Raw genomic sequence first — 19,754 nt, forward strand, 5'->3', positions numbered from 1 at the left:
GGCTGAATGAGAAGCCCACCGTAGCCTTGGGATCTCACGCTTGGTAGAGCCCGCCCAACGTCTCCGATCACCTGCCCGCTCGGAGCTGGTGGGTGTTCCAGCAAGTCTGCGATGGCGAGTCAGGAGCATCAGGCTCTGAGCCACGATCTGTTCGCGCTGCCGGGATTTAGCGAAGCCGCCCTCATCGGGCGGTGGCTTCATAAAGATATCTCTGGAAGCCTGAAAAGAGCTGACCGATGTCTTCGGGCCTGCCCAGATCGGCCACGGCATCGGCAATGGAGTTCTGGTAGCGAAGGCAGAGCAACGGCGTGAGTTTCTCTTGAGCGAGCTCCTGCACGCCCATCGTCACGTAGTGCTGGAGCACGAAATCCAGGAAGAGCTGTTGCTTGCTGGTGAATCTGGAATGGATGTACAGACGGGCCTGCTGGGCGCGCGCCTCGCGGGGGATGGGCTGCAGGGCATAGGCCACATGGGCCAGCACATCAAACAGATCGCTGTTGCCTGCATCAATAATCGACTGCATCTCGGCCAGCTGCGCTGCACCGAAACCCTTCTCCGCGAGGCCTTGGAGCAACTTGCTGCGGGTGTCTGGTGCACTCCAGAGCGCTCGCAGCTCGGCTTCATCCTTCACGAACTCCGGCAACTGGCCATAGAGCAGTTCCAGGAACTGCTGAGAACTCATCGGCCTGCCATCGGGGTGCCAGAAGCTGGTCACCGTCATGTGCTGGATGGAGCGTTCCTTGCCGTCACCCAACTTGATCCGGGCTCTGGTGCGGCTGGGCTGGCCGCTGGTGTCATCCTCGTCGCCTGGATCCTTGGGGTCAGGGGATCGATGCGCTGCTCCGGTGCCCGAGGCACAACCTCTTCCGGCTCCGTGGGTTCACCGTCCCACTCCGGATCACTGAAGTGATGGTGCGCCTTCACGAAGTCGTAGATCGTGAAGTACTCCTTGCCGTCAAACAGGCGGGTGCCACGGCCGATGATCTGCTTGAACTCGATCATCGAGTTCACCGGCCGCAGCAGCACGATGTTGCGCACATTGCGGGCGTCCACGCCGGTGGAGAGCTTCTGGGAGGTGGTGAGGATGGTGGGGATGGTCTTCTCGTTGTCCTGGAAGGCGCGAAGGGCCTGGTTGCCCAGTTCGCCGTCGTTCGCCGTCACGCGCTGGCAGTAGTTGGGATCGGGGCTGGCCTTGAGCTGGTTGATCAGATCACGGATCGCCAGGGCGTGGTCCTGGGTGGCGCAGAACACCAGGGTTTTCTGGCGCTGATCGATCTGAGCCATGAAGATCTCGACCCGCTGCTGCTCGCGCTGTTTGATCTCGATGATCCTGTTGAAGTCGGCTTCCTTGTAGAGCTTGCCGGCTTCGATCTCCCCTTCCACCACCGTGTCATCGGGGGTGTAGACGTACTCATCGAGGGTGGTGGTGACCTGCTTGACCCGAAAGGGGGTGAGGAAGCCGTCGTTGATGCCCTCCTTGAGGGAATAGGTGAACACCGGTTCGCCGAAGTAGGCGTAGGTGTCGGTGTTGTCCTTGCGGCGCGGGGTGGCGGTGAGCCCGAGTTGCACGGCGGGGGCGAAGTATTCGAGGATGCCGCGCCAGGTGGATTCGTTGTTGGCGCCGCCGCGGTGGCATTCATCGATCACGATGAAGTCGAAGAAATCCGGCGGGTACTGGCCGAACCAGGGGGAGCGCTTGCCGTCGCGCAGCGGCCCGCTCATGAAGGTCTGGAAGATGGTGAGGAACACGCTGGCGTTGGTGGGCACCCGGCCTTTCTTGCGCAGGGCATCCGGCTCCAGGCGGGCCAGGGCGCCCTCTTCGAAGTCGGCGAAGGCGGTGAAGTCGTTGAAGGCCTGATCGGCGAGGTTGTTGCGATCGGCCAGAAACAGGAGGCGGGGCCGGCGGCTGGGTTGGCCCGAGAGGTTCCAGCGGGCCGCAAACAGCTTCCAGATGATCTGAAACGCGATCGAAGTTTTGCCGGTGCCGGTGGCCAGCGTCAGCAGGATGCGGCTGCTGCCGGAGGCGATGGCCTCAAGCACGCGGGTCACGGCGATGTCCTGATAGAAGCGGATCTGCCAGCTGCCGCCCTTGTCTGGGTAAGGGATGGCGGCGAAGCGATCACGCCAGGCGTTCTCTTCGGCAAAGGTGCGGTCCCATAGCTCCTGGGGGCTGTGGAAAGCGTCGAGCTCCGCCTCCTCGCCCGTGGCCCGATCGATGGCGTAGACGCCCTTGCCATTGCTGGCGTAGGTGAAGCGGATCTGCAGTTTGGTGGCGTAATCCTTGGCCTGGCCCACCCCCTCGCTGAGTGGCAGGCTGTCGGCCTTGGCCTCCACCACCGCCAGCTGGGTGTTGCGGTAGGTGAGCACGTAGTCGGCGATCAGTGGCTTACCGCGGCGGCCGCCGCCCTCGATCCGGCCCGGGGTGATCGAGTATTCGCGGCGGATGCGGCTGCCCTCCACCACGCCCCAGCCGGCCGCCGTGAGCAGCGGATCAATCAGCTCGGCGCGGGTTTCGGCCTCGTTCATGCGATCAGGGCATCCACGTGGGCGAGCAGCTCAGCACATCGTTGGTTCCAGGCGACGCGATCGAGGTTTTCCAACTCCGGTTCTTCGTCGTAGCGGCGCAGGACGGCAAAGAGAGTGAACCGGCTGAGAGCCATGAAGGGCTCGATCGCAACACCTTGATCCCGCAGCATCTGGAACAGCAGCCGGAGATTGTGCGTGAAGGGTGGTTGTTCTGGAGCCAGAACCAACAGCCAGGCTTTGAGGGATTTTTCTGTGGCCTGTTGGAGATAGAACCCCCAGGTGTCCTCCTCGAAGACGGAGGAGTCCGCCATGGCCATGGCGGCACGCAGATCGCGGTGGGCGATGCGCAGAAAAGCGGCCGACGTCTCAGCTGGCGCCATGCGGAGACTCCTCTGGGTCCAGCCGCCGTCCGTAGCGGAAGGCCTCGGCAATCACATTCTGACGACCATGACGCCGCTCCTCCACCTCACTGGCGGAGTAGAGCAACAGCTCGATCGGCAGGCGGTGATGGGCCAGCTTCCAGCCCAGGGCATCCGTCTCTTCGAAGCGCGAGTGCGTGGCCAGCCAGTCGTCAGGCACCGTCACCAGCAGGTCGATGTCGGAGTCGGGCCGTTCGGTGCCACGGGCGCGGGAGCCGAACAGGCGCACCTCGGCGCCGGGGATCGCCGCCTGGATCTCGGCCGCGATGGTGCCCAGCAGCGGCTCATCCACCACGTAGTGATAGCTGGAGGGGCGGGCCGAGGCGGTCATGGGGAGAAGTCTGAACCAGAACTGGGCATGGTGGTGGTTGTCAGCGTTGCCGGCCCATGGTTGTCAGCTGGACCCTTGCCAGATGCGAATCACCGCAAGGCATCGAAGGCATGGGCCTCCAGCACGGAGTCTTCGGGCTCGGCGTGGAGCACACCGGATCCGCGCAAGGCCGCCCAGGGAGAGGGGTTAGTGGCGGCACCCATGGAGGGTGGCGTCTGGCATGCCACTGATTTGCCGCACCGGATAAACTCCAGATAGTGGGCGAGGAGCTTGGTCACGGAAATGTCCATCCCGACAACGAAAGAGGCATTTTGATCGAGGCCCTGCTTTCTGCTCAGGGCCGATCCCCACGCCGGTAGAACACCACCCCCGCTCGCTGGATGTGATCGATCAGCTCGGGGGACTGGAGCGCGGCCAGGAGCGAGAGGTCGAAGCGCCAGGGCAGCAGCAGATCGTCGAGGGCGACATCGAGGCGGGCAAGGGTGCGGTGATCGAGGTCGACGCCGGAGAGGGTGAGGTCGATGTCGGAGCCGGGACGGTGGCGCCCGAGGGCCCTTGAGCCATAGAGGGTGGCCTGCTCGATGGCCGGAAAGGCGGCGAGGGTGGCCTGGATCCTGGCCACGGCGGCGATGGGCAATCCGTAGCGGGTGGCGGAAGCCTGGGAGGTCATGGCCGGGCCTCCTCTGCCTGGAGGAGTGATTTCAGCACCGTCGCTTCGTCGTAGGTGTGGGCGCTGAGGTTGCGATGGCGGATCATCTCCATCCAGATCTCGCCATCGTTGATCAACCCCTGGGCAAAGGCTTCACGGGTGGTGTCGCGGGAACCGAAGAGGTCGGACACACCGCGGGAGACCAGGAAATCCTTGAGGGTTTTCCAGCTGAGTTCATGGGTGAACTCGAAGGCCTTGATCAACCCCTGCCGTTCCAGGTCACTGAGGCTGCGCTGCTGGGAGAGCTCCACCGCTTCCTCAAACGCGCCAGTGCCTGGCGGAAGTTGCCGAAGCGTTGCTGCCAGCGGATGTCGACACCTGTCCTGGGTTCAAGGTAGGGAATGGCGCCCGTTCATGCCCCCTCGGCACCACGATCAACCCCGTCTGCGGCTCCCCGTAGCCAACGCACGCGCCACCCATCGCGAGCTGCTGGGCGGCGACGGCACAGAGGGCCGCATCGATCCAGTCGATGTTGGTGAGCTCGCGGCAATCGAGGCCGAGCCGTTGCAGCAGAGCCCAGCGCTCCTGGACTTTGCGGCGCGCCTGGGGAGGGGGAAGTCCGAGGGCCCGGTGCAGGTGCCAGGTGATGGCGTGGGGAAAGGTTTCGAAGCAGCAGCGCTGTTCTCCTGCTGGCAGGGCGCCTGCGGGCAGCTCGGCTGTGGGCAAAGCGGTGAGCAGGGGATGGCTGGGCTCCAGGGCTTGGTAGAGCGCTTCGCCGCGCAGCATCCAGCCGAAGTAGTCCGTTGGGTGCTCGATGGCCCGCTGGCGGCTGGGGCTGGAGAAGCATGGGATCCGCTCGGCCATCAACGCGCGTTCGGCGAGGCGGCTGCGGCCATCCGCGCTCCAGCGGCAGGGGGCATCAATGGCGATCACGCTGGCGCGCACCACCGAGCGGCACCAATGGGCCAGGGCCGCTGCATCGCTGCTGGTGAAGCGGGAGTGATAGGCACCACCGCAGAGGGCCACGGCATGGAAGCCCTTGCGGGCGCCGCCCACATCAATGCCGACGGTGGCGTCAACCAAGACGCTGACGCGTCCAGAGAGCATCCCTTCGGGCATCGAGAACGGCGACCACAGTCAAGTCGTCGACGTCAAACGTGTAGTAGATGCAAAAAGGAAATCGCTTCGACAGCGCTCGATAAACCATGGGCAAGCCCGTGAATCCCTCCGTAGTAGGCCAGAGATTCGCTATCGGCCAGCAAACAGCTACGGAAATAGCCCCCAAGACCCGGAGCCTGCTGCTCGTCAAACCAGAATCCCTCCTCCAGATCTTTCAGAGCATCTGAAGAGATGTTGATGATCATCCACCGAGTTGCTGAAGCTGGGCCTTGGCCTCAGCCCATGGGATCCGCGTAGCCCTGCCATCGGTCAGTCTCTCGCTGCGTTCCCGCAGCACCTCAGCGTGCCATTCAGGTGAGGAGACATCCGCCGGGTGGCTGCAGAGGCTTTGCCAGACCTGCTCAAGAAGACGAACCTTTTCCTGCACAGTGAGCGCATCAAGCACGTCGCCGGAAAGATCAATCGACATGCGCTCCCCCTGTGTTGTGGCCATTCTAGAACCGGTTGGCTGGATTCACCGTGACACCTCCGCCCCGCTATCACTGCGCTTCTGAAGTGGTTGGGCAGTCAGGGCATCAGTGACGGCGGCGAAGGAGAAGCTGAGGCCGCTCGCCATGGCTCAGAGCTCGCCGCTGAAGGCCTGGTGCAGCAGGGATTTTTTCAGGGCCTCCAGCGCGGCGAGTTTGCGTTCGTAGATTTGGGTGAGGCGTTGGGTTTCGGTGGCGAGGGCGTCGAGCAGGCTGACGATCCGCTGCTGTTCGGCCAGCGAAGGAAGCGCGATTGACAACCCAAGGACTTGCTCACGGGAGATGCCGGGGATTGCGGCACCCGTGGAGAGCGCCTGGAAGTCGTCAAATTTCGAACTTAAAAATGCGTAGACAAAGCTCGGCACAGCTCTGGTTACTCGAACGGCCATCAACTGACGACTAATCGCAACTTCGTCTTCGTCGAGCAGATTGACTTTGCCGACGCCCGAGCCCTTGACTGTTATGAGGACATCGCCTCGATTCGCAAGTATCTTTGGATACTCCGTCCACTTTGTGATTACCGGATTAAGTGGCCCAAAGTCGGAGGGTCCAGTGAGATAACCGATGCCCCGAGACTCCGTATTGTAGTCCTTCGCGTCAATGTGCTGTCCAGAAATGAGTTGACAAACGTCACCAAGTGTTTTCGTTTCCCACCCCTTCTTCATAACAGCGCCCTGATGTTCCCCAGCACTTCCGCACTCTCAGCATCCAGCGCCGCAATCTCCTCCATGATCTCTTGCGGACTGCGGTGCGCGATGGCCTCGCCGCCGTTGGGGTTCTTCACCGACAGATCAAAGGTGTACGGGTCGATGGCCGCCACGTCCACGCTCCAGCTCTTGGGCGAGTCGGCTTTGGTCTTCTGCAGGTCGATGAACTCGGCGAGGTCGGCGTCGTTGAGCGGGTTGGTCTTGCCCAGGTTGCGGCCGGGGTCGAGCTGGTAGAACCACACCTTGCGGGTGGGCGAGCCTTTTTCGAAGAACAGCACCACGGTCTTTACGCCCGCCCCTTGAAAGGTGCCGCCGGGGCAGTCGAGCACGGTGTGGAGGTTGCACTCCTCGAGCAGCTTCTGGCGCAGGGCCACCGACGCGTTGTCGGTGTTGGAGAGGAAGGTGTTCTTGATCACGATGCCGGCGCGGCCGCCCGCCTTGAGCACGCGGATGAAGTGCTGGAGGAAGAGGAAGGCGGTTTCGCCGGTGCGGACCGGGAAGTTCTGCTGCACTTCCTTGCGCTCCTTGCCGCCGAAGGGCGGATTGGCAACGATCACATCGAAGCGGTCTTTCTCCTCCACATCGGCGAGGTTCTCGGCGAGGGTGTTGGTGTGGAGGATGTTCGGCGCCTCGATGCCGTGCAGGATCATGTTCATGATCGCGATCACATAGGCGAGGCTCTTCTTTTCCTTGCCGGTGAAGGTGCGGCTCTGAAGGGTTTCCAGATCAGCGGTGGACAGCTCCCCGCGGCGGCGCATGAAATCAAAGGCCTCGCAGAGAAAACCAGCTGAGCCCACCGCTGGATCGCAGACCGTTTCCCCGATCGTTGGATGGACCACCTGGATCACGGCGCGGATCAGCGGCCTTGGGGTGTAGTACTCGCCGCCGTTGCGGCCGGCATTGCCCATCCGCTTGATCTTTTCCTCATAGAGCATCGAGAGCTCATGCTTCTCGGCCTGGGAGCGGAAGCGCAGGCCATCGATCACATCGATGATCTCGCGCAGGTTGTAGCCGCTGCTGATCTTGTTGCGCAGTTCGCCGAAGATCTCGCCGATCTTGTATTCGATCGTGTTCGGCCCGCTGGCGCTCTGCTTGAAGCGCTCCAGGTAGGGGAACAGGCGCTGGTTCACGAAGTCGCGCAGGTCGTCGCCCGTGAGGGCGGCGTGGTGGTCGAGCTGGCCGCTGGCGTTCTTCGGTGCCGCCCAGCTGTTCCAGCGGTAGGGCTCATCGAGGATCGGCGTGGTGCTGCGGCCCTCCAGGGCGGCCACGGTGGCTTTGTCGTCTTCGAGTCCGTCGAGGTACTTGAGGAACAGCAGCCAGGAGGTCTGCTCGGTAATCGAGCTCGGTGCCGCAGCCGGCCTCCTTGCGCAGGCAGTCGTCGATGGCGCGGAACGCCTGCTCAAACGAGCTGGGGGCAGCGGCGCGGGCACCGTTCGGGGCGCGGTTGGAGGGGGCAGAGCTGAATTCCTGGCCATGGCCGGGGGCTTCTTCCGCCGAACCATCCGCCAGTGCCACCGAACCGCCTCGGCCACGGCCGGGCACGATCAGCCGGCGGCTCAGCAGGTCGCCCTTCACCGCTTCGTAGCTGGCTTCGTCCCACTCCAGCATTTCCCGCAGGCGGCCGTTACCCGCTGATCCACCCAGGGCTTCGAGGGCGCCGAGGAACTCGTCGTGGAGGTCATCCTGGGTGTTTGCAGGGGTCAGAGCGTGATCAGGCGCGGTGGTCAAGGGGAGAAGGAGGGCTGAAGGCTAAGGATGGCAGGGTCAGAGAGTTGGGGGGAAGGTTGGGGGGAGTTTGTGGATGAGGGATAAAGCTGGTATGGCATGGACGGGTTTATTTGCATTTAACTCTTGTCATCATCAGGCCGAATATTAAAATGCAGGAGAAGGATCTTGCTGGAGGTAGCTAGTGCAAGGTGATGCTGGTTGATCCTTGACGGGACGCAACTATTGGAGTAAATTCTATACTTAAATTGAAAATATTGTCCAATGCGATCTGCTTCTGTTGCCCGTCTTCCGAGCAGGTAATCTGCAGCATCTGATCAGTCCGAGAAGATCTGCTGAAAGTCAACCTCTGAGATAGTAGTACGCAAATCACGCTTTAGTTCTTCGTACAAGTCTTTGTCTTGTCGCGCGACAGATCTAGCCATCGCTTTGGCAAGCTCAATCTCCTTTTGTGCAATATGAATTGTTATTTTGTTAATGATCATCTTAGGTACTCCGTGACGGCGCGAGAAAATGTCTTTTGAAACCACGGTACCTAGGATCTGGGCTACGACAACTGGATTTATTCCCCACATGATTCGGCTCAGCGATTCATGAAGTCAGAAAAAGTATTAGACTGGCGAGAGCGATCTGCAAAAAGATCGAAGAGGCTGCGAATCATCTCCCTAAACATGACCTTTGTCTCTTCGTCGGCAGATTCGTTTTTCGACAGCTCTGTGAGGGAGGCTACCAGGATGCTGAAGTTTTGGCTATTGATCTGAAGTTCAGTACACCGAGCCTGAAGAGCTGCCCGGAATGCCTCTTCTTTTGACCTCAAGGCATAGACATCTCTGAATCCATCTATTATTACGGGCAGATTATCAATAAGCCCCTTTGCAAGCACTCCACCTGTATTCATAGCTGAAACATGGGGAATTGATGAGTCACTCATGATGATATCCAAAGAGGAAGGATGAAGAATGGCAATATGTTAGTTATCTTTGGCTATGAGGTCAACAAGTACCTTTACACCCCAGATTGAGCCTGCGGCAATAACAGGTACCACCAAGACAGTGCCAGCAAGCATGCCTCCTCCGACGAGAGCGCCTAATGCCGCCAGGCCAGAGGTAATGCCCGCAGCGCTAAGGCCGAAGACAGAGCCAGATGCAGCGACGGCTGCAACAGGAACGCCGACACCAGCGAGGCTTGCGGCACATTCCTTGATCAGATTGTTAAAGGAGTCTGAATCACTTGGGGTATTGCGAATCTGCCAAAGATTAAATTGAACCTGCTTAATCGCCTGAATCTGATCATCTTTAAGCTCCAGGTGACGTCCAAGACGGATGACATGCTCCTGCTCTTCAACTGAGATGTAGCCATTGGCAAGAGACATTAAGAATAGATCTGAAATCAATGTGAAACGGAGATCCGAGCTGCCAAGAGCCTTAATCCCAGCGAGGATTGCTTCGCGATGCGAATCCTTTAAATCGTAAACAGCAGCATAAACCCTTGCTTTGCCTTGGTCAGAAATGTCAAGCTTGGAAAGCTCAGTATCTAGGTGTTTACGCTCTTGTTCGTCAAAGATGCGATCTATAAAGCATAGTTCGGCAAGAAGTGACAGATAAGCAATCCTTGCCTCTTCGGGGTGGGCGAGAAGGGGGTGCTTCGGTGCCTCAGTCATTATGCTAATCCAAGCAATGCAACAAGCTTACATCGGAAGGCGTGTGTCGTCAGCGTTTTTGATGCGTTATGCAGTTATTGTATATTTTATGCCTCGGATGGCTAACGCTAAGATCAGAAGCTGGCATATCTCTCTGCACTTATAATGTACCACGCACCCGTCTTCTGAATCTTGATGTTAGAGGGGTCTACTCAGGCAGTCCATAGTATTTAGCAATGAGTTTAGGTAGCACCGTCGTCGCCGTGGCTGTCGCGACTGTCCAAGTGCCAGCCATAGCCTTTGCGATCATGCCTCCGACCCAGCCCGCGACGCGAGCGCCTAGCTTCTCCCCTTTGGGCTGGCCATCTTCTGCAATTGCCTCCCTTAAGTCGCCTGAATCATTAGGGCTAACGCCAAGCCTTGAAAGCTCGCGAATAAGACACTCTAAGTCCCCGGGAGCTACGCCTGCTGACTGAGTGACTTGTGTGCTTGCTTGTGCGATATTACCAATGTTTCCATACACCACCGTATGAAAGACCTGAGATAATGCGGCACTTGAGTTCGGCAGGTCGATTCCATCAAGCTCAATCACTGATTCGGCCTCAAGTGCGAAAGTAAGAATCCGATTCCGAACCGACTCGATCGCTCCGATAATCGTGCTCTTGGAAATGCTCAGCCATGCTTGGGCAAGTGCCATGTTTTCGTAGAAGTCCCTCTGAACCATGGCGATGAGATCTCCTGGCCATGCACAGAGAAGATGATCATCTTTGCGACGAGCGATTTCTTCGAGAGTTGCAATCGGATGACGGAATTTCGCCTCGCGCGCCCAGTGTCTTAATTCATCTGGAAGATTGCTTGCAGGGAGTACACTGTTCCGAATAGCGCTACCGAATGGCCCCATGAAGTCACCCATCGCAAGCCCGGAAAGAACACGATAGTTAGGCAGTTCGGCATCTTCGGGATATCCATTGAGCTCGTTTTGAACCCACATGCCTAGGTCGGGTATCTTTTGGCGCGCCGCGAGGACTTGACAACGTCGAAGTAATTCGCCAACAGGCATGTCTGCAGATACTGCGCCATCTTGAATTGTCCGTAGCAAATCAGCGTTGGTAGTCATATTGGCTTTATTCGCAGGCTAGCTAGATCTTCGCCGTTTCCCAGAACAACGCTAGCCACTGAGCGTTTGCCCGTCCAACTCGCAGGAAGCCTTAGGCCCACTTAGCGCGAACGTCTGCGCCCCGATGGATCTGCGCCTGCTTGGTTCCAAACGAACCACTGTTTCGCGAACCCGCTGAGCCCTTTTCGCGACACTACAAAACGGCGATCGGGAGGTCGATGCACGGAGGCTCATCGACAAACCCCTGGGCCCGGGCCTGCAGTGGTGCTGGGTGTCCTTGAGCTGACCTGACGTCGTGGGCACCCCAGCTCCAACGTCCCTCCCCATCGACACGCCAGACCGCAGACATTGCGTCACTGGGGGATGGGCCAGGCCCAGCCGTTCGGCATCGGCCGCCCCTGCCGGTCTTTCCAACCGCCCAGCGCGCTACAAAGATGGAGCGTCCCCCGCCGTTGCCCCATGGCCGTGTGGATTCAGGTTCCCTCGGCGGCCCGGCGCACGGCTGAGGCGCCATGAACTACGTCGACTACTACGCCGCCCTGGAGGTGGAGCGGGGCGCATCGGCCGAGGAGATCCGCAAGGCCTACCGGCGCCTGGCGCGGTGCTACCACCCGGATGTCTCCAAGGAGCCCGACGCCGAGGAGCGCTTCAAGGCGATCAGCGAGGCCAACGAGACCCTCTCTGATCCCCAGAAGCGCGAGGCCTACGACCAGCTCGGCCGCCACCGCCCGGGCGAGAACGTGCAGCCCAGCGCCGAATGGGACAGCCGCTTCTGGCAGGGTGCCCCCGGCGAGGACATCGACCTGGCCGAACTGCTCGAGCGCATCGGCTTCCATGGGAGCGTCCCGCGCGGGGCGGGCGGCCCCCAGCGACCGGGGGGTGGCGGGCGGGCCCCCGCCGCGGCCAGGATTTCGAGATCGCCACCAGCCTCAGCCTCGAGGACGCCGCCACGGGCACCGAGGTGAGCGTGGAGTTCAGCGTCGCCGAGCTGGGGGACGACGGCCGGGTGCAGCGCCGCCCCCACACCGCCCGGGTGCGCGTGCCCAAGGGGGTCAGCGATGGCGAGCGCCTGCGCGTGCCGGGCAAGGGTGGCCCGGGGCTGGGGGGCGGCAAGCCGGGGGATCTCTACATCGACATCCGCCTGGAGCGCCATCCCCGCTTCGAAGTGGCTGGCCACGATCTTTATTTGCAGGTGCCGATCGCCCCCTGGGAGGCGGTGCTCGGCGCCGAGATCGAGCTGCCCACCCTTGATGGGCGCCTGAAGCTGACCGTGAAGCCCGGCGCCCGCGGCGGCCAGAAGCTGCGCCTGGCCGGCAAGGGTCTGCCCCGGCGCGGCGAGGGGGCGGGTGATCTCTTCGCCGTGCTCCAGATCGTCACCCCCAGCGTGATCAGCGACAAGGAGAAGCAGCTGTTCGAAGAGCTCGCCGCCAGCTCCAGCTTCGATCCCCGTGCCCACCTCACCGGAGAACCCAGCCATGTCTGAATTCGCCTTGAACCCGTCGAGTCCCGAGGAGGCGATCGACCTCGACGATCTGATCGCGAGCACCGGCCTGGTGCAGGCCGAGGTGATCGAGCTGGTCGAGCTGGGCGTGCTTGAAACCTGCAGCGGCCTCACGGGTTATGCCTTCTACTCGCGCACCGTGGTCCAGGCCCGCCGCGCCGCCCGCCTGCGCGACGACTTCGGCCTCAACACCCCCGGCATGGCCCTGGCGCTCACCTACCTGGAGCGGATCGAGCAGCTGGAACGGCGCTTGCGGGTGCTGGAAGCCAGCCAGCCCCACTGAGGGGATCAGCCCGTTGGCCTCTGCCGCAGCCTGGGCCTCGCCGGCGCCCTGCTGCTGGATCTGCCCCTGAATCACTCTGCCCTGGAGATCGTGCTGGGGGTGCATTCCTTTATTTCTGCATCGTGATCATTCGGGTTGTTGTTTGTTGTCCGGCCGCCACGAAACGGCCATGTCGCTGCGCAGGGATGAGTTCAGCCGCGCAAGTTCTCTTCAGGGGCGCAAGATTGCGTGCTCAAGGCAAACTCCCTTCTCCGGCATCCGCCCTGGGGCCAGTGCAGGCCCTCTAGGGTGAACGATCGCTGCATCCCGGTCATGTCGATCGCCTGGATCCGCCGGATGTGTCTTCTGCGCCATCTCGTTATCTCCCTCCTGCTGATCGCCAGCCTCGATCTAAGTCCTGACCAACTGTTGGCTGGGGATCTGTCTCCCTCCGATGGCACCGGTGGCCTGGATTTACCCCCGCAGCCAATGAGGAGTTGCAGGAGTCGATGCCGGAATTGCAGATGTTCCCGTCCCAGGAACCAGCACCATTTTTGCCCCCACTGGGGGATTCGCCTGACGCTCCTCAGATCTGATGACGGCGAACACCCCAGCGTCGATCCGCCGCGGCCTGCGGGCGCTGGTTCCTGCCCTGGCGTTGCTGTGGGCCGTCCCCACCGTCGCCGCTCCTTCCACGGCTCCCACTTCAACGGCCTCCTCTTCAACAGCAACGGTCCAGGAAATCCTCGATGGCCGCCAGGTCGCCATCGAGGAGCGCCAGGTGCGGGTGGGGGCCAGGGCCCAGAGCCCCCAGCAGGTGAGCACCGGGGACAGCCGCGCCCAGCTCGCCTTCTCCAGCGGCGCCTCCGGCCGCCTCAACCGTTTCTCCAGGCTGCGCCTGGGCAGCGATTGCTTCCTGCTCGGGGCCGGCCAGGTGTTGGTGTCGGGTAAGCAGAACGCCTGCACGCGCTCCAGCCGAATGAGTGTGCGCGGCACCAACTACGTGCTCGATCTGCTCGCTTCTGGCGAGTTGGAGCTCAGCGTGTTGGAGGGGACGGTGGCGGTGCAAACCCTGCGCGAGGGCGTCCCCACGGGTGAGCCGCCTGTGGCCGTGCTGGCGGGAGAGCGGGTGCGGCTCTCAGCCAGTGGCGCCCTGCTCAGCCGCCAGTTGCTCAGCGCCGCCGCCCTGCGGGAGATCCTCGAGGGCCCCTTGGTTCAGGGGTTCCGTTCACCCTTGCCCGATGGAGAGGCCCTGGCGCGCCTGGCCCGCTCCCTGGCCTCCAGCGCCCCGGCGCCGTCCAGCGATCCCATCGTCAGCCTGATCAATGGCGTCCGCACCGGCAACGGCCGCGCCCCGCTGCAGTCCTTGCCGGTCACCCTGGCGGCCGCCAACACCGCCTACGCCGAGCCCGTGCTGCGGCAGCTGATCGCGACGGGTTCCTGCGACCACGACCTGGGGGCCTGGCAGGCGTTCCAGGCCCGTTCCGCCGCTGGCCGGTTGCGACCGGTGAGCGAGGTGCTCGGTTGCCCGGTGCCCAGTGGCCGCTGGAACCCCGAGCGCGTGCTCAACCTCTGGCTCAGCTCCTCCCATCACACCGACGTCCTGCTCAACCGGCCACGCACCAGCCACGCCGCCTGCGTTCAGCTGAGCGACGGTGGCCGCACCGGAGCTCTCTGCACGTTCTGGGTGCCCCAGTGAGCAGCGGCCATGGGCCCCGCCGCCGGAGCCCTCCCTAGGGTCGGGGCAACCTCTGGTGTTTGCCGTGGTCACGCTCTATTACCGCCCCGGCTCCTGCGCCCTCGCTCCCCACATCCTGTTGGAGTGGATCGGTGCGCCCTACGAGGCGATCAACGCCCCTCGGGATGCGAGCTACCGCGCCATCAATGCCTCCGGGGCGGTGCCGGCCCTGAAGCTTGCCGATGGCCAGGTGATCACCCAGGCGGGGGCGGTGCTGCAGCATCTGGCCCAGAGCGCCGGCCGCGGGGATCTGCTCGGGGGGCCTGAACCGGCCAACCAGGCCAGGGTGTTGCAGTGGTCGTGCTTCTTCACCGGCGATTTCCACCCGGCCTTCTTCCCCCTGTTCGTCCCCGGCCGCTACACCACCGATCCTTCCGTAGCGGCCCAAGCGGCGGTGAAGGCGGCGGCCGTGGAGCTGGTGAAGGGCCACCTGGCCACCCTGGACGCCCACCTGAGCGAACGCACCACCTTCGTGGGCGAGCAGCTCACCCTGGTGGATGCCTACGCGGTGCCGATGCTGCGTTGGGTGGGACGCGTGATCGAGGGGGCCTCGCCCCCTGGCCTGCCGTGGATCGCTTCTACGCCCGCATGGTCTCGGATCCCGGCGTGCAGGCGGCCTTGGCCGTGCACGGCATCGAGCCCTAGTGCCCCACGGGGGCGGCCAGGTTGCGGAAGCGCGTGAACTGGGGCTCGAACAGCAACTTGCAGGTGCCCACCGGCCCGTTGCGGTGCTTGGTCACGATCACCTCGGTGATGCCGCGATCGGCCGTTTCCGGGTTGTAGTACTCGTCGCGGTAGATCATCAGCACCAGGTCGGCGTCCTGCTCGATCGAGCCCGATTCGCGCAGGTCGCTGAGCATCGGCCGCTTGTTGGTGCGTGATTCCACCCCGCGGCTGAGCTGGGAGAGGGCCATCACCGGCACGTTCAGCTCGCGGGCCATGGCCTTGAGCCCCCGGGTGATCCGCGAGATCTCCTGCACCCGGTTGTCGGGGCTGGAGCCCTCCATCAGCTGCAGGTAGTCGATCACGATCAGCCCCAGCTCCTTGCCCTGCTCCGCCATCAGCCGCCGGCAGAGGGAGCGCATCTCCAGCACCCCGGAGTTGGGCTTGTCGTCGATGAACAGCGGCAGCTGGCCCAGGGTGTTGATGCCCTGGCCCAGCAGCGGCCATTCCTCCTGGTGCAGGCGTCCGGTGCGCAGCCGGCCGCTCTCAATCCCGACCTCCATCGACAGCAGCCGGTAGGTGAGCTGCTCCTTGCTCATCTCCAGCGAGAACACGCACACGGGCAGCTGGTGCAGCTGGGCGACGTTCTTGGCCATGTTGAGCACGATCGAGGTTTTTCCCATCGCCGGCCGCCCGGCCACGATGATCAGATCGCTGCGCTGCAGCCCCTGGGTGATCGCGTCGAGGTCGTAGAAGTTCACCGGGATGCCGGCCACCGCGGTGCCGAGCGAACGGCTCTCGATTTCGTTGAAGGTGCTGGTGAGGATCTCGGCGGTGGGGGTCAGGCCCACCGAGGGTTTCTCGTTGCTGATCGCGAAGATCTGCTGCTCGGCCTCATCGAGCACCTGCTCCATCGGCTTGCTCTGATCAAAGCCGAGGCGGATCACCTCGTTGCCGGAGCGGATCAGCTGCCGCCGCAAATACTTGTCCATCACCAGGCGGGCCACCTGGTCGATCGAGGCGGTGGAGAGGGTGCGCTCCACCAGCTCCACCAGCCGGCTGGTGCCACCCACCTTCTCCAGCACACCGGTATCCGCCAGCCAGGCGGCCATGGCGGTGAGGTCGGTGGGCTTGCCCTGGCCGTGCAGCATCAAGGCGGTGCGGTAGATCTCGCGGTGGGCGCTGAGATAGAAGGCCTCCGGCCGCAGCACGTCGGCGATGCGGCCGAGGGCGTCGGGGTCGAGCAACAGGCCCCCGAGCACCGCCTCTTCGGCTTCCAGGTTCTGGGGCGGCACCGAATCGGGCAGGGCCTCGAACCGTGCCTCGTCCCCACCCTGGTTGCGCCGCCGGAAGGCGGGCGTCACGGTGTTGCCGCCCAGGGGTTCTGGGCCGTCTGGATCGTGGAGAGGAGCGTGCGCCATCGGCTCAACCTAGGGCCGATGGCCCCTGGATCCTGTCGCCCCAGACGCCAATCCCCCGCCAATCCCACGCCATCCCAAAGGGCCACCGGAGCGCCGCCCTAGCGGCTTCTTGCCGCAAAAAACCGGACCCCCAACGGAGCCCGGATCTTCTGCTTCAACCCATCGAGGGCCCCTGTGGGGCCTCAGTGGCTGACGACTTCGAGGTTGATTTCGGCGACCACTTCGGGGTGGAGCTTGATTTGCACCTTGTAGGTGCCGGTGCGGTGGATTTCGGGCACGGTGATGTCGCGGCGTTCGACGTCCTTTTTGGTGGCGGCTTCGATCGCTTCGGCCACGTCGCCGTTGGTGACGGTGCCGAAGAGCACGTCATCGCCGCCGGTCTGCTTTTTGACCGTGAAGCGACCGATGGTGTCGAGGGCGGTGCGGAAATCGATGGCGGTCTGCTTGAGGGCGGCCTGCTTCTCGGCTTCCTTGGCGCGGCGGTGCTGCACCTGGCGCAGCACCGCTGGGGTGACGGCGAGGGCCTTGCCGGTGGGGAGCAGGAAGTTGCGGGCGTAGCCGGGGGCTACCTCCACCAGATCGCCGTCTTTCCCGAGGCTCAGGACGTCTTCGCTGAGGACGACGGATACGCGCTTGGCCATGGATCTTCCTGCGGAACGTGCTGCGGTGAGGCGATTGGCAACCTTAAGCCACGACCCGAACGGCCCTCTCGCCGGCGGGCCCTTCGGCGGGCAGGCGCACCGCGGTGGCCAGACCGAGGCGCTGCAGCGCTCGGATGTGCAGCCAGGTGAGGTCGAGCTGGCTGGGCTTGAGGCCGTGGCGGGCTGAATGGGGGAAGGTGTGGTGGTTGTTGTGCCAGCCCTCGCCGAAGGTGAGCGCCGCCACCCAGGGGTTGTTGCGGGAGCCATCGCCGCTCTCGTAGGTCACCTTGCCCCACTTATGGGTGGCGCTGTTCACCAGCCAGGTGCATTGGTAGACCACCACCAGGCGCAGGGGAATGCCCCAGAGCACCAGGGCCCAGCCGCCGGTGCCGGTGAGGGTGCCGATGGTGAACAGCAGTAGGCCCAGGGGCACTTGCAGCAGCAGGAAATTCTTGTTCAGCCAGCGGTGGTAGGGATCGCGGGCCAGGTCGCCCGTGAGCCGGGGCACGGCCGCCATGGCCGGGATCTCATGGAACATCCAGCCCATGTGGCTCCACCAGAAGCCCTTGTGGCTGTTGTGGTGATCCGCTTCCGTATCAGAGAATTTGTGGTGATGGCGGTGCATCCCCACCCAGTCGATCGGACCGTGCTGGCAGCTGAGGGCGCCGCAGGTGGCGAAGAAACGCTCCAGCCAGCGGGGCACCTTGAAGGAGCGGTGGCTGAGCAGGCGGTGGTAGCCGATGGTCACGCCGAGGCAGGCGGTGAGCCAATAGAGCACCAGGAAGCTGGCCGCGGCGGGCACACTCCAGAACTGGGGCAGCAGCGCCACCAGCGCCAGAACATGGATCACCAGCATGAAGCCGATGGTGACCCAGTGGGCGCCCTTGGGCACCAGGGGCTGGGGTTCGCCGCGGCGGGGCTGGTGCAGGGCACGGGCCTGGCGCAGGGCGGTGGGCGGTAGGGCGACGGAGGCCGTCATGGGCCGACTCCTGATCGATCGATAAAATAGTAACAGTACGAATCCGTATCGCGTGGGATATCAAGACCAACTCGCATCAGGGCGCGAGGCATTTGCCCATCTGATCAGGGCCTGGCATGAGCGCAACGGCTGGTCCCACCGTGTGCTGCCCGGCCTCGCTGAGGTCTTTGACCTGGGCCGGATCCACAACTCCCAGCTCTCGAATCTGCGCAACCGCAAGCTCGCCTCCCCCGGCCCGGAGGTGTTCCTGGCCCTCGGCGGCGTCAACCGGCTGCTGGCCGAGCAGGTGCGCTCCGGGGCGCTCAGCCCGGCGCTGGCCGATCCGCTCGCGCGCCATCCCGATCTGCTCGCGGCCCTGCAGACCTCCGCCCTGGCCCTGGCCGGCGAGGACGCTCAGGTGCTCGGTCCTGCCGAGCTGTTCGCGATCTTCGTGGGCCTTGAGCCCCTGCCCGCCGCCTTCGACCTGCGCATCGCCGAGGCCGAGGCCGCGCCCTTAAGCGCCGCCCTGGCCCAGTTGCTCACCGCCGGCCGCCCCTGGCGGGCCTGCAAGGAGCAGCTGCTGGCGGCCTATCCGGCCGAGAAACGCCAGCGGCGCGAGCGCTTCGCCGCCGTGATCGCCGGCCAGGGCGACTACACCGCCGCCGAACTCGACGGCGAACTGCTGGACCTGCACCGCACCCTCACCGCCCTGGGGGTCGCGGCCGAGCAGGAGCTCAGCGCCGATCTGTTCCTGGAGTTATTGCGCCAAAAAGCCCGCCTGCTGGAGCAGACGGGCGGCGGTGATCTGGCGGCGGCGATCCGTCAGGAGTTGGCGGTCGCCCCGACCTTGGCCCCGAAGGCGGGGCTGTAACGGGCTTCGCGGATGCGCTTGGCCCAGCCCAGGGCCCGCAGCAGCTTGATGTGCTGCCAGGTGATGTCGAATTCGAACCAGCGCAGGCCGTGGCGGGCGCTCGATGGGTGGGCGTGGTGGTTGTTGTGCCAGCCCTCACCGAAGGAGAGGATCGCCACCCACCAGCAGTTGCGTGACAGATCCGGGCAGTCGAAATTGCGGTAGCCGACGGCGTGGGTGGCTGAGTTCACCAGCCAGGTGACGTGATAGACGATGGCCAGGCGCAGGGGGATCGCCCAGAGCACCAGCCCCAGGCCGCCGCCATGGACATTGGCGTGCTGGCCGTACCAGTAGAGGGCCAGGCCGATGGGCACCTGCAGCAGCAGGAACCAGCGGTCGAGCCAGATGTAGAAGCCGTCCTGCTGCAGGTCGCCGGTGAAGCGCTCCACCTGCTGCACCGCCGGGATCTCGTGCAGCATCCAGTCGCTGTGGGCCCACCACAGGCCCCGGGCGGCGTCGTGGTGGTCGTTGGGCTGGTCTGAATACTTGTGGTGGTGGCGGTGCAGCCCCACCCATTCGATCGGACCGCTCTGGCAGGCCAGGGTGCCCATCACCACGAGGACGCGCTCCACCCACTTGGGGGCCACGAAGCTGCGGTGGGCCACCAGCCGGTGCAACCCCAGCGTCACCCCGATCACTGTGACCCAGTAGAGAACCGCCAGCGCGGCCACCCCCTGCCAGCTCCAGAACATCGGCAGCAGCGCCGCCACGGCTCCCACGTGGATCGCCAGCATGAACCCGGTGGTGCCCAGCTTGTAGATCCGCTGATCCCGGGGCAGCCGCTCTCTCGGGGCGTTAACGGCGGCGCGCATCCGGGCCTCCTGGGCCTCGGAAAGGCGGCTGCCTTCATTCATGACGGCGACCAAATGAACTCTCTGCCGAGGGCTATGGCGCAGAAATC

The 19,754-nt window shown here is 63.5% G+C and carries 24 protein-coding genes and 1 pseudogene; 6 read left to right on the top strand and 19 right to left on the bottom strand.

The annotated features are described in order from the left end of the window. Positions 1-181: 181 nt before the first annotated feature. The 15 genes and pseudogenes from hsdR to AAF143_RS07450 all read right to left on the bottom strand — a co-directional run bounded on the left by hsdR (position 182) and on the right by AAF143_RS07450 (position 10,759). Positions 182-2,526, bottom strand: a pseudogene (gene hsdR / locus AAF143_RS07380) (EcoAI/FtnUII family type I restriction enzme subunit R). After that, on the bottom strand, positions 2,523-2,906 hold the full coding sequence (locus tag AAF143_RS07385) for a HEPN domain-containing protein (RefSeq protein WP_255007893.1): 384 nt from the start codon (positions 2,904-2,906) through the stop codon (positions 2,523-2,525). Before AAF143_RS07385 ends, hsdR begins: the two are co-directional and overlap by 4 nt. Next, on the bottom strand, positions 2,893-3,276 hold the full coding sequence (locus AAF143_RS07390) for a nucleotidyltransferase domain-containing protein (protein WP_255007895.1): 384 nt from the start codon (positions 3,274-3,276) through the stop codon (positions 2,893-2,895). Before AAF143_RS07390 ends, AAF143_RS07385 begins: the two co-directional genes overlap by 14 nt. 89 nt (positions 3,277-3,365) lie before the next feature. Next, on the bottom strand, positions 3,366-3,554 hold the full coding sequence (locus AAF143_RS07395) for a hypothetical protein (RefSeq protein WP_414026707.1): 189 nt from the start codon (positions 3,552-3,554) through the stop codon (positions 3,366-3,368). A gap of 56 nt (positions 3,555-3,610) precedes the next feature. Continuing rightward, entirely contained in the window at positions 3,611-3,946 is a 336-nt protein-coding gene (locus AAF143_RS07400; RefSeq protein WP_255007896.1) for a nucleotidyltransferase domain-containing protein, read from the bottom strand. Then, on the bottom strand, positions 3,943-4,236 hold the full coding sequence (locus tag AAF143_RS07405) for a nucleotidyltransferase substrate binding protein (protein WP_255007898.1): 294 nt from the start codon (positions 4,234-4,236) through the stop codon (positions 3,943-3,945). Before AAF143_RS07405 ends, AAF143_RS07400 begins: the two co-directional genes overlap by 4 nt. A 7-nt stretch (positions 4,237-4,243) precedes the next feature. Beyond that, positions 4,244-5,008 carry a DUF429 domain-containing protein gene (locus AAF143_RS07410; protein WP_255007900.1) on the bottom strand — a complete coding sequence of 255 codons (765 nt, stop codon included), beginning with the start codon at positions 5,006-5,008 and terminating at the stop codon, positions 4,244-4,246. A gap of 68 nt (positions 5,009-5,076) precedes the next feature. After that, positions 5,077-5,289, bottom strand: coding sequence for a hypothetical protein (locus AAF143_RS07415; protein WP_255007902.1), 213 nt, complete (start codon positions 5,287-5,289; stop codon positions 5,077-5,079). Further along, positions 5,286-5,537, bottom strand: a complete 252-nt coding sequence (locus AAF143_RS07420; protein WP_255007903.1) for an addiction module protein — start codon at positions 5,535-5,537, stop codon at positions 5,286-5,288. Before AAF143_RS07420 ends, AAF143_RS07415 begins: the two co-directional genes overlap by 4 nt. A gap of 126 nt (positions 5,538-5,663) precedes the next feature. After that, entirely contained in the window at positions 5,664-6,236 is a 573-nt protein-coding gene (locus AAF143_RS07425; protein WP_255007904.1) for a restriction endonuclease subunit S, read from the bottom strand. Beyond that, positions 6,233-7,615, bottom strand: coding sequence for an N-6 DNA methylase (locus tag AAF143_RS07430; RefSeq protein WP_255008199.1), 1,383 nt, complete (start codon positions 7,613-7,615; stop codon positions 6,233-6,235). Before AAF143_RS07430 ends, AAF143_RS07425 begins: the two co-directional genes overlap by 4 nt. Continuing rightward, positions 7,503-8,006 (bottom strand): hypothetical protein, encoded by a 504-nt coding sequence (locus tag AAF143_RS07435; protein WP_255007905.1) that lies wholly within the window; start codon positions 8,004-8,006, stop codon positions 7,503-7,505. The genes AAF143_RS07430 and AAF143_RS07435 overlap by 113 nt, the downstream gene beginning before the upstream one ends. A 580-nt stretch (positions 8,007-8,586) precedes the next feature. Beyond that, the gene (locus tag AAF143_RS07440; protein ID WP_255007906.1) at positions 8,587-8,934 is read right to left on the bottom strand and encodes a hypothetical protein; all 348 of its coding nucleotides are present in this window, start codon (positions 8,932-8,934) and stop codon (positions 8,587-8,589) included. Positions 8,935-8,973: 39 nt separating this feature from the next. Then, on the bottom strand, positions 8,974-9,663 hold the full coding sequence (locus AAF143_RS07445; RefSeq protein ID WP_255007907.1) for a TerB family tellurite resistance protein: 690 nt from the start codon (positions 9,661-9,663) through the stop codon (positions 8,974-8,976). A 187-nt stretch (positions 9,664-9,850) separates the two neighbouring features. Then, positions 9,851-10,759, bottom strand: a complete 909-nt coding sequence (locus AAF143_RS07450; protein WP_255007908.1) for a hypothetical protein — start codon at positions 10,757-10,759, stop codon at positions 9,851-9,853. 512 nt (positions 10,760-11,271) lie between these two features. Here AAF143_RS07450 and AAF143_RS07455 point away from each other — a divergent pair. The 5 genes from AAF143_RS07455 to AAF143_RS07475 all read left to right on the top strand — a co-directional run bounded on the left by AAF143_RS07455 (position 11,272) and on the right by AAF143_RS07475 (position 14,942). After that, complete coding sequence (locus tag AAF143_RS07455; protein WP_414026708.1) at positions 11,272-11,724, top strand: DnaJ domain-containing protein; 453 nt, start codon at positions 11,272-11,274, stop codon at positions 11,722-11,724. Further along, a complete protein-coding gene (locus AAF143_RS07460) occupies positions 11,721-12,242 on the top strand; it encodes a DnaJ C-terminal domain-containing protein (protein WP_414026709.1) in 522 nt (173 codons plus the stop codon). The genes AAF143_RS07455 and AAF143_RS07460 overlap by 4 nt, the downstream gene beginning before the upstream one ends. Continuing rightward, complete coding sequence (locus AAF143_RS07465; RefSeq protein ID WP_255007910.1) at positions 12,235-12,543, top strand: chaperone modulator CbpM; 309 nt, start codon at positions 12,235-12,237, stop codon at positions 12,541-12,543. Before AAF143_RS07460 ends, AAF143_RS07465 begins: the two co-directional genes overlap by 8 nt. 574 nt (positions 12,544-13,117) lie before the next feature. Beyond that, positions 13,118-14,221: a hypothetical protein gene (locus tag AAF143_RS07470; protein ID WP_255007913.1), complete on the top strand. Its 1,104-nt coding sequence runs from the start codon at positions 13,118-13,120 to the stop codon at positions 14,219-14,221. A 64-nt stretch (positions 14,222-14,285) separates the two neighbouring features. Continuing rightward, the gene (locus AAF143_RS07475; protein ID WP_414026710.1) at positions 14,286-14,942 is read left to right on the top strand and encodes a glutathione S-transferase family protein; all 657 of its coding nucleotides are present in this window, start codon (positions 14,286-14,288) and stop codon (positions 14,940-14,942) included. Here the strand turns inward: AAF143_RS07475 and dnaB are convergent. The 3 genes from dnaB to AAF143_RS07490 all read right to left on the bottom strand — a co-directional run bounded on the left by dnaB (position 14,902) and on the right by AAF143_RS07490 (position 17,964). Next, the gene (dnaB, locus tag AAF143_RS07480; protein ID WP_255007916.1) at positions 14,902-16,344 is read right to left on the bottom strand and encodes a replicative DNA helicase; all 1,443 of its coding nucleotides are present in this window, start codon (positions 16,342-16,344) and stop codon (positions 14,902-14,904) included. The genes AAF143_RS07475 and dnaB overlap by 41 nt on opposite strands. A gap of 182 nt (positions 16,345-16,526) precedes the next feature. After that, on the bottom strand, positions 16,527-16,985 hold the full coding sequence (gene rplI, locus AAF143_RS07485) for a 50S ribosomal protein L9 (RefSeq protein WP_255007918.1): 459 nt from the start codon (positions 16,983-16,985) through the stop codon (positions 16,527-16,529). A gap of 43 nt (positions 16,986-17,028) precedes the next feature. After that, positions 17,029-17,964 carry an acyl-CoA desaturase gene (locus tag AAF143_RS07490; RefSeq protein ID WP_255007919.1) on the bottom strand — a complete coding sequence of 312 codons (936 nt, stop codon included), beginning with the start codon at positions 17,962-17,964 and terminating at the stop codon, positions 17,029-17,031. A gap of 52 nt (positions 17,965-18,016) precedes the next feature. Here AAF143_RS07490 and AAF143_RS07495 point away from each other — a divergent pair, with 52 nt between their 5' ends. After that, a complete protein-coding gene (locus AAF143_RS07495; RefSeq protein WP_255007920.1) occupies positions 18,017-18,814 on the top strand; it encodes a hypothetical protein in 798 nt (265 codons plus the stop codon). Here the strand turns inward: AAF143_RS07495 and AAF143_RS07500 are convergent. After that, on the bottom strand, positions 18,766-19,707 hold the full coding sequence (locus AAF143_RS07500) for an acyl-CoA desaturase (protein ID WP_255007922.1): 942 nt from the start codon (positions 19,705-19,707) through the stop codon (positions 18,766-18,768). The two genes, AAF143_RS07495 and AAF143_RS07500, sit on opposite strands and share 49 nt — an antisense overlap. Positions 19,708-19,754 lie beyond the last annotated feature (47 nt).

Origin of the sequence: Cyanobium sp. ATX-6F1, assembly GCF_047395825.1 — a bacterium.
In the GTDB taxonomy this organism is placed as follows: Bacteria; Cyanobacteriota; Cyanobacteriia; order PCC-6307; family Cyanobiaceae; genus ATX-6F1.

Bases quoted from the DNA above. Each gene is read 5' to 3' on its own strand.
- AAF143_RS07385 (WP_255007893.1), bottom strand. From the start codon at position 2,906: ATGGCGCCAGCTGAGACGTCGGCCGCTTTTCTGCGCATCGCCCACCGC.
- AAF143_RS07390 (WP_255007895.1), bottom strand. From the start codon at position 3,276: ATGACCGCCTCGGCCCGCCCCTCCAGCTATCACTACGTGGTGGATGAG.
- AAF143_RS07400 (WP_255007896.1), bottom strand. From the start codon at position 3,946: ATGACCTCCCAGGCTTCCGCCACCCGCTACGGATTGCCCATCGCCGCC.
- AAF143_RS07415 (WP_255007902.1), bottom strand. From the start codon at position 5,289: ATGATCATCAACATCTCTTCAGATGCTCTGAAAGATCTGGAGGAGGGA.
- AAF143_RS07420 (WP_255007903.1), bottom strand. From the start codon at position 5,537: ATGGCCACAACACAGGGGGAGCGCATGTCGATTGATCTTTCCGGCGAC.
- AAF143_RS07425 (WP_255007904.1), bottom strand. From the start codon at position 6,236: ATGAAGAAGGGGTGGGAAACGAAAACACTTGGTGACGTTTGTCAACTC.
- AAF143_RS07440 (WP_255007906.1), bottom strand. From the start codon at position 8,934: ATGAGTGACTCATCAATTCCCCATGTTTCAGCTATGAATACAGGTGGA.
- AAF143_RS07445 (WP_255007907.1), bottom strand. From the start codon at position 9,663: ATGACTGAGGCACCGAAGCACCCCCTTCTCGCCCACCCCGAAGAGGCA.
- AAF143_RS07450 (WP_255007908.1), bottom strand. From the start codon at position 10,759: ATGACTACCAACGCTGATTTGCTACGGACAATTCAAGATGGCGCAGTA.
- AAF143_RS07455 (WP_414026708.1), top strand. From the start codon at position 11,272: ATGAACTACGTCGACTACTACGCCGCCCTGGAGGTGGAGCGGGGCGCA.
- AAF143_RS07465 (WP_255007910.1), top strand. From the start codon at position 12,235: ATGTCTGAATTCGCCTTGAACCCGTCGAGTCCCGAGGAGGCGATCGAC.
- AAF143_RS07470 (WP_255007913.1), top strand. From the start codon at position 13,118: ATGACGGCGAACACCCCAGCGTCGATCCGCCGCGGCCTGCGGGCGCTG.
- dnaB (WP_255007916.1), bottom strand. From the start codon at position 16,344: ATGGCGCACGCTCCTCTCCACGATCCAGACGGCCCAGAACCCCTGGGC.
- rplI (WP_255007918.1), bottom strand. From the start codon at position 16,985: ATGGCCAAGCGCGTATCCGTCGTCCTCAGCGAAGACGTCCTGAGCCTC.
- AAF143_RS07490 (WP_255007919.1), bottom strand. From the start codon at position 17,964: ATGACGGCCTCCGTCGCCCTACCGCCCACCGCCCTGCGCCAGGCCCGT.
- AAF143_RS07500 (WP_255007922.1), bottom strand. From the start codon at position 19,707: ATGAATGAAGGCAGCCGCCTTTCCGAGGCCCAGGAGGCCCGGATGCGC.